Origin of the sequence: Methylobacterium sp. XJLW, assembly GCF_003254375.1 — a bacterium.
Classification (GTDB): Bacteria; Pseudomonadota; Alphaproteobacteria; order Rhizobiales; family Beijerinckiaceae; genus Methylobacterium; species Methylobacterium fujisawaense.
On the sequence record NZ_CP016429.1, the window covers coordinates 3,241,068 to 3,254,378 of the forward strand.

Here is a 13,311-nt window from a genome sequence, read left to right on the forward strand (position 1 = left end):
GGCAATCCGAGCGGTCAGTCCCGCGCGTCCGGGAGAGCCTTCGGATCGGCGGGATCCCCCCGGCGCAGCGCGACGCCGCTGGTGCCTTGGGCCAGCATCGCCCGCAGCAGCGCCTCCATCTGCCCGGCGGCCGCCTCGACCGAAAGGCCGCCCTCCCGGATGTTCGAGATGCAGTTGCGCCGGGAATCGGGCAGCCCCGGCTCCGGGCCGAACGTGACGTAGCAGCCGAGGCTGTCCGAGGCCGACAGGCCCGGCCGCTCCCCGATTAGCACCACGACGCAGCGCGCCCCCAGCCGCGCCCCGATGGGATCGCCGATCGCCACCCGCCCCTGGCTCGCGACGACCACCGGGGCGAGGCTCCAGCCCGCCCGGCGCACCCGCGCCGCGAGCGCCGTGGCGGCGGGGACCGCGTTCAGCGCGACCGCCGTCGCCGAGAGCCCGTCCGCGATCACGATGGCGACGTCGAAGCCCGGCCCGTGACCGTCGAGCACCGTGGCGGATTCCGGAGCGAGGCTGCGGCCCCGGTCCGGCCGGCGCAGGTACTCCGTCCGGTCGGACACGGCGGAGCGGACCTCCACCGACTCCAGGCCCTGGGCCCGCAGCGCTGCGCCGATCGCGGCCGCGTCAAGGGGCGTCCAGACCGCCTCGCGGGCGCGGGCATGGTCGAGGCCGAAGGCGAGCGCCGCGCCGGTGGGAAGGCCGGCGCCGTGCGCGCCCAGGGCGATGCGGGCCTGGGTCAGCCCGCGCAGATCGCGCAGCGTCGGGGTGCCCGCGTGGGCCGGCTTGGCCGGCTCGGTCGGGTCGCTCACGCGGCCCGCCCGGGCAGGAGCCGGGAGGCCGCGGCGAGGGCCGGGGGCAGCACGCCCGTGGCGCTGGTGAGCCGGCCCTGCGCGTCCGTGATGCGCACGTCCCGGAGCCACGCCTCGAATTCCGGGGCCGGCGGACGGCCCAGGGTCTCGCGGGCGAAGACCGCGTCGTGGTGGGACAGCGACTGGTAGTTCAGCATCACGTCGTCCGCCCCCGGCACGGTGATGACGAAGTTGACGCCGGCTGCGCACAGCAGGGTCAGGAGCGCGTCCATGTCCTCGCCGTCGGCATCGGCGTGGTTGGTGTAGCAGACGTCCACGCCCATCGGCAGGCCGAGCAGCTTGCCGCAGAAGTGGTCCTCCAGCCCGGCCCGGATGATCTGCTTGCCGTTGTACAGGTATTCGGGGCCGATGAAGCCCACGACCGTGTTGACGAGGAGCGGGTCGAACTCGCGCGCCACCGCGTAGGCGCGCGCCTCCATGGTCTGCTGGTCGACGCCCCAATGGGCGTCGGCCGAAAGGGCCGAGCCCTGGCCGGTCTCGAAATACATGACCTGGCCGCCCGCCGGGCAGCGGCCCAGCGCCCGCGCCGCCTCCGAGGCCTCGCGCAGGACGGCGAGGTCGACGCCGAAGCCGGCATTGGCCTTCTGCGAGCCCGCCACCGACTGGAACACGAGGTCGACAGGCGCGCCTTTCGCCATGGCCTCGATCGCCACGGTGACGTGGCCGAGGCAGCAATGCTGGATCGGCACGTCGAGGCGCAGCCGCAGGGTCTCCAGAAGCTCGACGATGCGGATGTAGTCCGGCAGGGAATCGGTGGCCGGGTTCACGCCGATGACCGCGTCGCCCGAGCCCATCAGCAGGCCGTCGAGGGCCGAGATCAGGATGCCCTCGGACGAGTCGGTCGGATGGTTCGGCTGGTTGCGGGTGGCAAGGCGTCCGGGCAGGCCGATCGTGGAGCGGAAGCGCGTCACGACCGGCCGCTTGGCGGCGACGGCGACGAGGTCCTGCAGCCGGCAGATCTTGGAGACCGCCGCGACCATCTCGGGGGTGAGGCCGGGCGCGAGGGCGGCGAGCGCCCGCGCGTCGGCGGCGGGGAGAGCAGCCACTCGCGGAAGGCGCCGACCGTGAGGGACGAGACCGGCGCGAAGGCCGCCGCGTCGTGCCGGCGGGCGATCAGGTCGGAGACCTCGTCCTCCTCCGAGGGGATCAGCTCCTCGGCCAGGAAGGTCTTCAGCGGCAGGTCCGCCAGCGCGATCTGCGCGGCCAGGCGCTCGACCGGCCCGTCGGCGCAGAGGCCGGCGAGCTGGTCGCCGGACCGCTCCGGCGTCGCCTTGGCGAGGAGGCGGCGCAGGTCGGGGAAGGTGAAGCGTGTGCCTTCGATCGTCGTCGCGTAGGCCATGGCGGGCGCTCCCGGCGCGCTGTCGGACGTCAGGGAACCCGATCCTGCAGGATGTCGAGGCCGCCGGGGAGCGCGAACGGCACCGCCATCGGCGAAACTGACGCCTTCTGTTCGGGATCGCGCGCGGCGGATGCCCGCCCTCAGGCCGGGAGCACGACCACCTTCGTCTTGACGGGCGTCTGCGCGTAGAGATGGATCATGTCCTGGCTGAGCAGGCCGACGCAGCCGCTGGTGATGCCCGTACCGATCGATTCGGCGTCGCTGCTGGCGTAGATCGTGTAGAGCGTATAGGCGCCGTTCTGGTAGAGGTGGAGCGTGCGGGCGCCGAGCGGGTTGTCGAGTCCGCCGGGCATGCCGCGGGCGTATTTCGCCGCCTCGGGCTGGCGCCGGATCATCTCCTTGGGCGGGGTCCAGGTCGCCCATTCGGACTTGCGACCGACATACGCGTTGCCGTTCCACAGGAAGCCCTGACGGCCGACATTGGCGCCGTAGCGCGTGGCAGCGCCGTCGCCCTCGATGCGGTAGACGTAATAGTTGGCGGGATCGACGACGATCGTGCCGGGCGCCTCCGACGAGGCGTACTGGACGGTCCGCCGATAGTATTTCGGGTTGACCTTGCTGATGTCGACCGCCGGGATCGGGAACTTCTCGTTCGGCATCGGCCCGTAGGTCTTCGCCGCCTCGGCCATGAGCAAGGTGTCGGTCGTCCCGCACCCGCCGAGCGAGAGGGCGCCGATTCCGAGAGCCGAGCCGGCCAGGAACGACCGGCGGCTGAGAAGCCCCGCGTCGGGTCCGGGGCGCCCGCGCTCGTCGAGCCCGCCGGCCATGCGATCGTCCGTCATCATCGCCCTGGACTTCCCTGTCCTGCAGCCCGGCGCGACCGCACAACGTGCCTCCGTCGCGCGAAAGGCCAAGCTTGAGAGTGCCGCGTGCCAGCGCGCCTGGCAAGCTTGTCTCTACAGAGCCGAGAGCAGGCGAATTGCGTCGCAAGTGTGGTCGATATCCGCGATCTCCAGACTTCGTCGCCGAACATCCGATGCGCATGGGCCTGCAGCGCGTGTCCTTCGGGACGGTGTCCCGATCCCGCCTGCCGACGCGCGGCAGGCCGGTCCCGTCGCCGGTTCAGGCTTCCGGATGTCGCCTGAGGGCGTTCGAAAGCCTCAGAACTGCACGCCGCGGGTCAGGCTTCCATCCACAACGAGATTGGTGCCGGTGATGAAGCTCGCGGCAGGGCTCGCCAGGAAGACGGCCGCGCGGGCCACCTCCTCCGGACGCGCCATCCGGCCGGTCGGGTTCAGCCGGAGCGCCTCGGCGAACAGCGCCGGGTTGCCGGTCTCGATCTGGTGCCAGACGCCGCCCGCGAAATAGGTGTTGCCGGGCGAGACCGAGTTGGCGCGGATGTTTCGGGGCGCGAGCTGGAAAGCGAGGCCCTGCGCATAGTGGATCAGCGCCGCCTTGAAGGCGCCGTAGGGTCCGGCCGCGAAGTCGATCTCGCGCCCGGAGACGCTGGAGATGACGACGATCGCGCCGGCCTCGGAGCGTTCGAGGAACGGCATCGCCGCCTCGACCGCCGTGACGGTGCCCATCATGTCGACCGTGAAGCCGCTGCGCCACGCCGCCTCGTCGCTTCCGACGGCCAGCGCGCTCACGTTCGGCACCACGATGTCGAGGCCGCCGAGCTCCCCTGCGGCCTCGGCGACCCAGCCGCGCAGGGCGGCGGGATCGGCGACGTCGAGGGCGCGCCCGGTCGCCGCCACGCCCTTGGCGCGCAGGGCGTCGACCTTGGCGGCGACCTCCGCGGCGTTGCGGGCGCAGAGGGCGACCGCCGCCCCCTCGTCGGCAAGCAGGTCGACGATCGCCGCGCCGATGCCCTTGGTGCCGCCGGTCACCAGCGCCCGGCGGCCTCTGAGCCCGAGATCCATGCCATCCTCCTCCGTCGCCGATCAGGCGTGGGCGATCGCCTTCGTGATCGAGGCGCCGAGCGTGTACTTCGGATCGACCATGTTGCCGAGCCGCACGCGCCCGCACTGCGTGAGCAGCATGTAGGCATCGATCTCGTCGAAGCCGAAATCGGCCGCGAGCCAGCGGACCAGCTCCCGGTAGGCGATGCGCGCGGCGTCCTCCATCGGCCGGGCCGAGCCGATCGTCATGTAGAAGTCGGCGGTCTCCAGCCGCGGCCAGCGGAAGGTCCAGCCCTTGATCAGGTCGATCTGCACCGTCGTGTGGGTCGGGTGCTCCACCGCGACGCCGCAGAGCTCGCCGTCGCCCTGCGCGGCGTGGCAGTCGCCCAGATAGAGCAGCGCGCCCTTGGCATTCACCGGCAGGTAGATCACCGCGCCGACGCCGACGTCGGGCAGGTCCATGTTGCCGCCGTAATAGTCCGGCTGCAGCGAGGAGATCGCCTCGATCTCCGGCGAGGTGCCGATCGTGCCGATGAACGGCTGGTAGGGCAGCGTGATCCGGTCGTTCCAGCGCACGCCGTTCTCAGCCGTCACCTCGAGCTTGCGCACCCGCTCGGGCAGGGACGGGTTGAGGAGCGCGGTGTCGCCGGTGGCGACGAGGCCGCCGAATTCCGGCATGATCAGCGTCGTGCCGCAGGGCTGCGGGCCGCGCGGCCGGATCGAGCGGATCGCCACCGCGAGGCAGTCGCCCTTCTCGGCGCCGTTGACGTAGATCGGTCCGTTCTGCGGGTTGAGATAGGGGAAGTTCAGGATCTGCGTCGGGCTGTCGGTCTCGTGGCGGATCTTGCCCTCGAAGGCGTCGTGGGTCTCGACGGTGACCACGGCGCCCGGATCGACGGTGAGGACCGGCTCGGCGAAGGGCCCGTAGACGTAGTGGTAGCGGCCCTGCTCGGCCTCCGTGATCGTGTGCTCCTGGCCGGACTTGCCGCCGGCGACACCCTTGCGGGCCATGATGGACTGATCGAGCCACTGCATGGTCGTCTCTCCCTTGGTTGACGGATTGAGGTGTCAGACGGCGAGGTGGCGCCGGACGAGGTCGCGGTCGTCGAGGTCCCGGGCCGTCAGCTCCGCGACGATCCGGCCCTTGTCCATGACGTAGCTGCGCTGGGCCATGGCGCGGATCAGGTCGAGGTTCTGCTCCACGAACACGATCGTGACCCCGGTACGGCGGTTGAGATCGACCAGGGTGCGGCCGATCTGCTGCACCACCGAGGGCTGGATGCCCTCGGACGGCTCGTCGAGGAGGATCAGGGCGGGTCCGCCGACGAGGACGCGGCCGATGGCGAGCTGCTGCTGCTGGCCGCCGGAGAGGGTTCCGGCCCGCTGCCCGCGCCGCTCCCGCAGGATCGGGAACGGCCCGAAGGCGCGCTCGTAATCCGGCCGCTCGCCCTTCGGCAGCAGGGACGCGCCGACCGTCAGGTTGTCGGCGACGCTCATGCGCGGGAAGACGTCGCGGCCCTGGGGCACGTAACCGATGCCGAGGCGGGCGCGCCGGTGGGCGGCGAGGCCCTCGACCGCGGCGCCCCGGAAGGCGATGCCGCCCCCGGAGGCGGGCAGCAGCCCGACGAGGCTGCGCATCAGCGTCGACTTGCCGACGCCGTTGCGGCCGATCACCGCCACGATCTCACCGGGCCGGACCGCGAGGTCGACCCCCTGCAGCACGGGCTTGCCGCCGTAGCCGGCCCGCAGGCCGGTGGTCGCGAGAAGCGGCTCAGGCATCGGCGACACTCCGCAGGGGCGGCGCATCCGTCTCGCCGAGGTAGATCGCCGCCACCCGCTCGTCCGCGATGATCGCGTCGGTGGTGCCCTGGGCGAAGATGCGCCCGACATGGAGCACGGTCACCCGCTGGGCGATCTGCCGGACGAAGGCCATGTCGTGCTCGATGGCCAGCACCGCGACGCCGTCGCGGTTGAGGGCCTGTACCATCGCGCCGGTGGCGAAGGTCTCGTCCGGCGACATCCCGGCGGTGGGTTCGTCGAGGAGGAGCAGGCGCGGCTTGAGGCTGATCGCCATGCCGATCTCCAGCCACTGCTTCTGCCCGTGGCTGAGATTGCCGGCCCGCTCGGAGGCCGCCGCGCTGAGGTTGAGGAAGGCGAGCAGCCGGCGGATCTCGGCGCCGAGCGAGGCCCCCTCGAGATGATGCTGGAGCGCAATCTCCAGGTTGTGGGCGACCGACAGGCTCGGGAAGATGCCCGGCACCTGGAACTTGACGCTCATGCCCCGGCGGATCCGCGCGAAGGGCTTGAGCGCGGTGATGTCCTCGCCGGCGTAGAGGATCTGCCCCCGCTCCGGCGTGTATTCGCCCAGCAGCAGGCGGAAGAAGGTGCTCTTGCCGGCGCCGTTCGGCCCGATCAGGCAGTGGATCTCCCCCGCCGCGAGGGCGAAGTTCACGTCGTTGGTGACGTGGAGGCCGCCGAAATGCTTGCTGAGAGCGCGGGTCTCGAGGAGCGGAGTCATCGGCCGGCCTCCCGGCGGCGCAGGCGGCCGAGCCCGCGCATGGCTGCCACCACCAGGCCGTCGGGCGCCGCCAGCACCACCACGACGAGGAGCAGGCCCATCACCACGAGGGCGTACTGGCTGCCGTAGATCGTCAGCGCCTGGAAGCCGCCGAGGACCACGAGCGTGCCGAGCAGCGTGGCCGTCAGGTCGCCGCGGCCGCCGACCGCGACCCAGATCACCGGCAGCGCGGCGGCGGTGAGGCCCATGCTGGAGGGCGTGATGTACTGGCCCCAGGCGGTGTAGAGGGTGCCGCTCAGCCCCGCGAGGGCCGAGCCGATCACGAAGGCGGCGAGCTGGTAGCGCCGAACGTCGTAGCCCAGCATCTCGGCCCGTTCCGGGTTCTCGCGGATCGCCACCAGAACGTTGCCGAACCGGGCGTTCACCAGGATGCGCAGCGCGAGGTAGACGACGATCAGCAGACCCAGGAGGCCGTAATAGAGGGCGACGTCGGGAAACAGCACGATTTCGCCGTCGAACCACGGCACGGTCAGGGGCGGCATGCCGCTCATGCCGTTGTAGCCATTGAGGCGCGCCGCCCCGATCTTCCATTCCGGGCCGGCGGTCTGCGCCATGAAGCGCTCCAGGGCGAGCGTCACCGACAGGGTGATGATGCCGAGAAACACGCCGCCGATCCGGCCGAAGAACAGGAAATAGCCGAGGAGGGCCGCCATGACGGCCGAGAGGGCCACCGCCAGCACCAGGGCCGCCAGGGTGAAACCGTAGGCGGCGCCGACATTGAGGGTGAGCACCCCATAGGCGTAGCCGGAGAGGCCGAAGAAGGCGGTCTGGCCGAAGCTCAGCGCGCCGCCATAGCCCCAGATCAGGCACAGGCCGAGCGCCATGAACACCCAGCAGAAGAAGTAGGCGGTGTTGCCGACCGTGTAGCCGTCCGCGAACCACGGATAGGCGATGGCGGCGGCGATCACGATCGCGAACGCGGTCCAGAAGGCCGGCCCGCGTCCCAGGGTCTGCGGGCCTTCGAGGCGCCGGAGCAGGGTCATCGCCAGACTCATCACCATGGCCTCACGCCCGCTCGCGCAGGATCAGGCCCGAAATGCCCCGCGGCAGCACCCGGATCACCAGGATCACCGCGACGAGGAGCCCGATCTGCCCGAAGAGCTGGCCCTGCCACGTGGTGAGCAGTGCCCGCACCGTGCCGAGCACGAGCGCCGCCGGCGCCGTGCCGAGGAAGATGTCGGCGCCGCCGACCACCACGGTGACGAAGGCCTCCATGATGAAGGTCGTGCCCATGGTCGGCACGATGGTCATGGTCGGCGCGTAGAGCCCGCCCGCGAGGCCCGCCAGCGCCGCGCCGAGGCCGAAGGTCAGGGCGTAGACGGTGCGCGTGTCGACGCCGAGGGCCTCGGCCATGTGCGGCACCTGGATGGTGGCCCGCGCCAGGGTGCCGAAGCGGGTGGCGTTGAAGGCGAGGTAGAGCCCGGCCAGCACCGCGACGGCGGCGACCATCAGGACCACGCGATAGGTCGAGTAGGAGTAGCCGCCGACCGCGAAGCTGCCGAGCGGCGTGCCGATCCCCGGCATGCTGGAGCCCAGCAGGATCAGCGTGCCCTGCGTCGCCGCGAGGCTGATGCCCCAGGTTGCCACGATCGTGTCCAGGGGCCGGCCGTAGAGGTGGCGGATGACGAGGCGCTCCATCACCATGCCGACGGCGCCGGCCGCGAGCGCCCCCGCGAGGATGCCGAGGGGCAGGGGCAGCCCGGCCCGCGTCGTCGCCGCGGTCACGTAGGCCCCGCACATGATGAGTTCGCCGTGCGCGAGGTTGATGACGCCCATCATGCCGAACACCACCGCGAGACCGCAGGCGGAGAGCACCAGGAACGAGAACGCGTCGCCGATCTGGTAGAGGAACGTGAAGGCGTGGGTCAGCAGATCCATCCAGGAGGCCCGATCATGACGGAGGGGGCCGGGGCGCACGGGCCCCGGCGGTATCGTGCGCCTCAGGGCTTGGGCGGGTTGCTCGGCGTGTACTGCGCCATCGGATCCTTCTGCGTCAGATCGCAGCCGGCCTTCCCGAGCCAGTAGGGCTGGATGTTGTCCCAGGTCTTCGGGAACGAGATCGCGTGCTTCTCGTCGACCTTGGCGAGGGAGATCGTGTGGGAGGCGTGCTGGCTCTTGGGGTCGATGCAGACCTTGCCCTCCGGCGCGTCCACGCAGACGTCGCCGGCCGCGATGACCTTGCGCAGGTCGGCCCGCTTGGTCGAGCCGTTCGCCCGCTCCACCATCTGCTTGTAGAGGTAGACCGCGAGGTAGGAGTTCTCGGCCTCCTGGTTGACGTAGGGCTCGTTCGGGAACTTCGCCTTCCACTTGGCGAGGAAGGCCTTGCTCGACGGGCTGTCGACCTCTTCGATGTAGTTCGTGGTCACGTACATGTTGGCGAGGCTCGGGGGCTGGAAGCGCTTGTGCTCGTAGCCCTGGCCGATATTGACCGAGGACCCCATCGGGATCTTCAGGTTCGCGGCCGCCGCCTGCTCGTAATAGGAGGCCTGCGCGGTGCCGACGAGCAGCGTCATCAGGATGTCGGGCTTGGCCTTCTGGATGTTCTGGATCGTCTGCGAGAACTGCGACACGCCGAGGGGGATGAATTCCTCCCCGACCATCTCGCCGCCGTTCTCCTTGACGATGTTGCGCACCCACTCGGCCGAGATCTGACCGAAATTGTAGTCGGCCGCGATCGTGTAGACCCGCTTGCCGAACTTCTCCATCATCCACGGGATCAGCGTCGAGAATTGCTGCTCCGGCACCGCGCCCGTGATGACCATGTGGCCGTCGCAGACGCCGCCCTCGTACTGGTTGTTGTAGAAGGCGAAGCCGTCGAGCTGGTCGACGATCGGCCTGTAGGCTTCGCGGGACGCGCTGGAGAAGCCCGCGAAGACGGCGTTGACCTTGTCGCGCTGGAGCACGCGGCGCATGAATTCCTGATAGCGCGTGTTGTCCGACTGCGTGTCGTAGATCACGAGTTCCAGCTTGCGCCCGGCGATGCCGCCGGCGGCGTTGATCTCGTCCGCGGCGAGTTGGATTCCGTGGACCTTGCCGATCGTGGCGAGGGCGAAGTCGCCGGACTGGTCCTCGAGGACGCCGAGCTTGATTGGGTCGGCGGCGCGGGCCGCGGGGGCGGCCAAAGGTGTGCTCAGGAGCAGGGCGGCCGCGAGGGCGGACAGGCGGGATCCGCGGGGCGTTCTCGGCATCAGGGCATCCTCGTCTTCGGGGGGGCGAAAGAACTTCAGGATCGGGCCAGTCGCGGCGCCACGGTGGGCGCCACGGGAGACGGCCGGGCGCGGATCAGCGTTTCGCAGTACGCTTCGAGGGGTTGGCGGGCGCGCATCGCTTCGCGGCGCAGGGCCTCGTAGGCCGCGTCGTCGTCGAGGCCGTGCTCCTGCATCAGCCGCAGGATCGCCTTGACGACGTGGCGCCGGCCGCGCCGCCGCTCCTCGTGGCGGGCCAGCCGTTCCTCGAGCACGCGCCGCCGGTTGTGCTCGTTCACCGCGAGGAACAGAGCGGCGTAGACCGAGGCACCGTGGATCGGCTTGCGCAGCAGCCCGGTGGCGCCGAGCTGGAGCAGCCCCTTGAGCCGGCTGGGCGCCTCGGCGCCGACGAGCCCGACCACGGGCACCGGTGGCAGATCGGAGACGGCGCTCGCCGCGATGCCCGGCAGCGGCAGGTCGCCGTCCACGATGACGATGTGGCGCTCGGGGTCGAGGCTCTCGAAATCGAGCCAGGGCGCTTCGCCGGCCGGGACGACCGAGGCGACCGTGAGCCCCAGCTTCAACAGGGTGCCGGCGAGAACGTCGGTGGCGGTGCCCGGCGGCGCGATCAGCAGGGCCTGCGCGCCACTGAAGTTCTGGATCAGGCGGGGATTCGTCATGGCACCACCCGCAGGCGCGGACGCCGGCTCACCGGCACGACGCGCGGGTCGCTGCGCACGAGGTAGGGATCCGGCGCCACCGGCTCGTCCGCCTGCGCCACGATGCTGAAGCGGGCCGCCGCCGTCGAGAGGCCGATCCGGGGCGTCAGACAGGCATGGAGCGTGGTCTCGTCGAGACGGACCGGCCCCTGCGGCGCGTCGAACGCGTCCATGCAGGCGGTCCTGCGCACCGTCGCGGCGTCCTCCGTCCCGGCCCGCGCCAGCGCCCGCGCCAGGAGATGGACCGCGATGTAGGAGGATTCGGTATCGGCCGACGCGGTCGGCCCGTCCGGAAAGCGCGCCGCATAGGCGGCCGTGAAGGCCCGGTTTCGGGGAGAGTCGATCGACGTGAAGTAGACGCTCGACGACAGGTGACCGTCGACCGCCTCCGGCCCGATCGCCTCCAATTCCGGCTCGGCGAGGCTGCAGCTCGCCACCGGCAATGTCCGCGGCTGGTCGATGCCGCGCGCGCGGCAGGCGCTCCGGAAATCGCGGAAGAAGCGATACGCCGACGTCCCGATCAGGGTGTTGAAGACGAAGTCCGGCTTCGCGTCCAGAATCGCCTCGATCACCTGCCCGAGGGCGGTCTCGCCCACTGCGAGATAGCGTTCACCCGTGACCTGGCCGCCCGCGATCGCCAGCGTCTCGCGCAGGATCCGGTTGTTCTCCCATGCCCAGATGTAGTTGGATCCGACGCAGAAGGCGGTACGGCCGCCCCGGGCGAGCAGGTATCGGACCAGGGGGACGATGTGCTGATTCGGTGCGGCGCCGGTGTAGATCACATTCGCCGACGTCTCGAAGCCTTCGTAATGCGATGGATACCAGAGCAATCCATCCCGCTTCTCGAAGATCGGGATGATCTCCTTGCGGCTCGACGAGGTGTAGCAACCGACGACGTGGCGGATGCCCGCGCCGAGGAGCTGTTCGGCGCCGGCGACGTATCCGGCGAGGGCGCCCTGCGGGTCGCAGATCACCGGCTCGAGGGTGATGTCGCCCTGCGCGTTCACCTCCTCGACCGCCAGCCGTGCCCCGTTCAGCATGGCCCGCCCTACGAGGCCGTAGGGACCGTCCGTGGAGAACAGGATGCCGATGCTGTGATGGCTGAGGCCCATGCAATCCTTCAGAACGCAAAAAGCCCGCCAGTGCGTGAGCACTGCGGGCGGCATCGCCGGGAAAGGTCGAGACATTGTGGCGCGAAACTGGGCAGCTTTGCCCCACGCCTGAAAACTAGGCTCTTCGGTTATGAAGCCCGTGTCAAGGCCCGCGCGGTCCTTTCGGAGGTTGCGTCCCGCTCCTCTCTTCGCGGCCTTCGACGCGGCTCTTCAGCCCTGCCACCGGTTCCTTCCGGCGCGGGACCACGTCAGCTTCCGCGATAGGTCGCGTAGCTCCACGGCGTGACGAGCAAGGGGACGTGATAGCGCCCGTCCGGGTCGCAGACCCCGAATCGGACGGGGATGACATCGAGAAAGGGTGGCGATCCGTCCAGACCCGTCCGGGCGAAATACGCGCCGACATGAAAGAGCAATTCGTAGGTGCCGGCCGACAGGGTCGCGTCGTCCAGCAAGGGACCGTCGGTCCGCCCGTCGGCATTGGTGACGGCCGAGGCGATAGGCTCCGCCGTCCCGTCGGCGGCGAGGCGGCGCAGTTCGATGACCACGCCGGCAGCCGGCCTGCCCGAGGTGGTGTCGAGCACGTGCGTCGAGAGATGGCCCATGGCGAGAATCCTGTCGACGACCCGTCCGCGGGCCCGGCGGAGGCGAAGGCGGGTAAGACGAGCACGCGGATCCCGCAGGTGCAACCCGAAAAGAGGACGTCATCCCTCCAACCGCTCCTCACGTCTCCGAACCTTCGCGCGCGGCATCAGCGCGCCGGCACGGATCCGAGGACTGGTCGCGATCCCGGCTCTCGTGCGAGGCCGGCGACAGGCGCCGATGATTATTCCGATTTCCGGAATGATGTGCTGCGCAGAACGTGCATTCCGCCGAAGCCGAGACGGCAGCATTCTACCGTCGCGGCGCGGGGCAGTCCCGGCCCCCGACGGAGAACCGCCACCATGAAGCTCTACCATCATCCCCTCTCGGGCCACGCGCACCGGGCTCGCCTGTTCCTGTCCCTGGTCGGCGCGCCGCATGAGCTGGTCGAGGTCGACCTGAAGGCGGGCGAGCACAGGACACCGGCCTTTCGCGCGATGAACCCGTTCGGTCAGGTACCGGTGCTGGACGACGACGGCGTGATCGTCTCCGATTCCAACGCCATCCTGGTCTACGTCGCGAAACGGCTCGGCCGGTCGGATTGGCTGCCCGAGGATCCGCAGGGTGCGGCGGCGGTCCAGCGCTGGCTGTCGGTCGCGGCGGGTGAACTCGCCTACGGACCGGCCGCGGCCCGGCTGATCACGGTCTTCGGCGCCACGTTCAATCCGGAGGAGGTGATCGCCCGGGCGCACACGCTTCTGGCGCGGCTCGAGGCGCATCTCGACGGGCGGGACTGGCTCGCGGCCGAGCGGCCGACCATCGCGGATGTGGCACTCTACAGCTACCTGGCCCGGGCCCCGGAGGGCAACGTGGATCTGTCGAGCTATGCGAACGTCGAGGCGTTCCTGCGCCGGGTCGAAAGCCTGCCGGGCTTCGTCCCTCTCGCGAAGACACCCGCCGGCCTCACGGCCGCGGGGTGACCGGCAGGCCTGGATGCAACCGCATCCGGGAGCGGAATCGAGCGGAGGG

13 protein-coding genes and 1 pseudogene are annotated in these 13,311 nt (G+C 70.4%); 1 reads left to right on the forward strand and 13 read right to left on the reverse strand.

Features of this window, described 5'->3' with window-relative positions; genetic code table 11:
• Nucleotides 1-14: 14 nt before the first annotated feature.
• The 13 genes and pseudogenes from eutC to uraH form a co-directional block, all read right to left on the reverse strand.
• Nucleotides 15-809, reverse strand: coding sequence for an ethanolamine ammonia-lyase subunit EutC (gene eutC / locus A3862_RS15035; protein WP_043758707.1), 795 nt, complete (start codon nucleotides 807-809; stop codon nucleotides 15-17).
• Nucleotides 806-2,208, reverse strand: a pseudogene (locus A3862_RS15040) (ethanolamine ammonia-lyase subunit EutB). The gene eutC and the pseudogene A3862_RS15040 overlap by 4 nt, the downstream one beginning before the upstream one ends.
• A gap of 140 nt (nucleotides 2,209-2,348) precedes the next feature.
• Nucleotides 2,349-3,053 (reverse strand): L,D-transpeptidase, encoded by a 705-nt coding sequence (locus A3862_RS15045; RefSeq protein ID WP_043385757.1) that lies wholly within the window; start codon nucleotides 3,051-3,053, stop codon nucleotides 2,349-2,351.
• Between the two features lie 315 nt (nucleotides 3,054-3,368).
• Nucleotides 3,369-4,130: an SDR family NAD(P)-dependent oxidoreductase gene (locus tag A3862_RS15050; RefSeq protein ID WP_043352173.1), complete on the reverse strand. Its 762-nt coding sequence runs from the start codon at nucleotides 4,128-4,130 to the stop codon at nucleotides 3,369-3,371.
• A 21-nt stretch (nucleotides 4,131-4,151) separates the two neighbouring features.
• On the reverse strand, nucleotides 4,152-5,144 hold the full coding sequence (locus A3862_RS15055; RefSeq protein ID WP_111473690.1) for an acetamidase/formamidase family protein: 993 nt from the start codon (nucleotides 5,142-5,144) through the stop codon (nucleotides 4,152-4,154).
• 33 nt (nucleotides 5,145-5,177) lie between these two features.
• Nucleotides 5,178-5,888: an ABC transporter ATP-binding protein gene (locus A3862_RS15060; protein ID WP_043356375.1), complete on the reverse strand. Its 711-nt coding sequence runs from the start codon at nucleotides 5,886-5,888 to the stop codon at nucleotides 5,178-5,180.
• Complete coding sequence (locus tag A3862_RS15065) at nucleotides 5,881-6,627, reverse strand: ABC transporter ATP-binding protein (protein WP_075380671.1); 747 nt, start codon at nucleotides 6,625-6,627, stop codon at nucleotides 5,881-5,883. Before A3862_RS15065 ends, A3862_RS15060 begins: the two co-directional genes overlap by 8 nt.
• Nucleotides 6,624-7,688, reverse strand: a complete 1,065-nt coding sequence (locus A3862_RS15070; protein WP_374701374.1) for a branched-chain amino acid ABC transporter permease — start codon at nucleotides 7,686-7,688, stop codon at nucleotides 6,624-6,626. Before A3862_RS15070 ends, A3862_RS15065 begins: the two co-directional genes overlap by 4 nt.
• 4 nt (nucleotides 7,689-7,692) lie before the next feature.
• On the reverse strand, nucleotides 7,693-8,565 hold the full coding sequence (locus tag A3862_RS15075) for an ABC transporter permease subunit (RefSeq protein WP_043356373.1): 873 nt from the start codon (nucleotides 8,563-8,565) through the stop codon (nucleotides 7,693-7,695).
• Between the two features lie 62 nt (nucleotides 8,566-8,627).
• Nucleotides 8,628-9,875: an urea ABC transporter substrate-binding protein gene (locus tag A3862_RS15080; protein ID WP_043385770.1), complete on the reverse strand. Its 1,248-nt coding sequence runs from the start codon at nucleotides 9,873-9,875 to the stop codon at nucleotides 8,628-8,630.
• A 35-nt stretch (nucleotides 9,876-9,910) separates the two neighbouring features.
• Nucleotides 9,911-10,552 carry an ANTAR domain-containing response regulator gene (locus A3862_RS15085; protein WP_043385772.1) on the reverse strand — a complete coding sequence of 214 codons (642 nt, stop codon included), beginning with the start codon at nucleotides 10,550-10,552 and terminating at the stop codon, nucleotides 9,911-9,913.
• Nucleotides 10,549-11,703, reverse strand: coding sequence for a transporter substrate-binding domain-containing protein (locus A3862_RS15090; RefSeq protein ID WP_043758700.1), 1,155 nt, complete (start codon nucleotides 11,701-11,703; stop codon nucleotides 10,549-10,551). The genes A3862_RS15085 and A3862_RS15090 overlap by 4 nt, the downstream gene beginning before the upstream one ends.
• Nucleotides 11,704-11,951: 248 nt before the next feature.
• A complete protein-coding gene (gene uraH / locus A3862_RS15095; RefSeq protein ID WP_043758697.1) occupies nucleotides 11,952-12,305 on the reverse strand; it encodes a hydroxyisourate hydrolase in 354 nt (117 codons plus the stop codon).
• A 339-nt stretch (nucleotides 12,306-12,644) separates the two neighbouring features.
• On the opposite strand from uraH, the gene A3862_RS15100 reads away from it, so the two are divergent.
• Nucleotides 12,645-13,262: a glutathione S-transferase family protein gene (locus tag A3862_RS15100; protein ID WP_043356393.1), complete on the forward strand. Its 618-nt coding sequence runs from the start codon at nucleotides 12,645-12,647 to the stop codon at nucleotides 13,260-13,262.
• The last annotated feature ends 49 nt before the right edge of the window (nucleotides 13,263-13,311 follow it).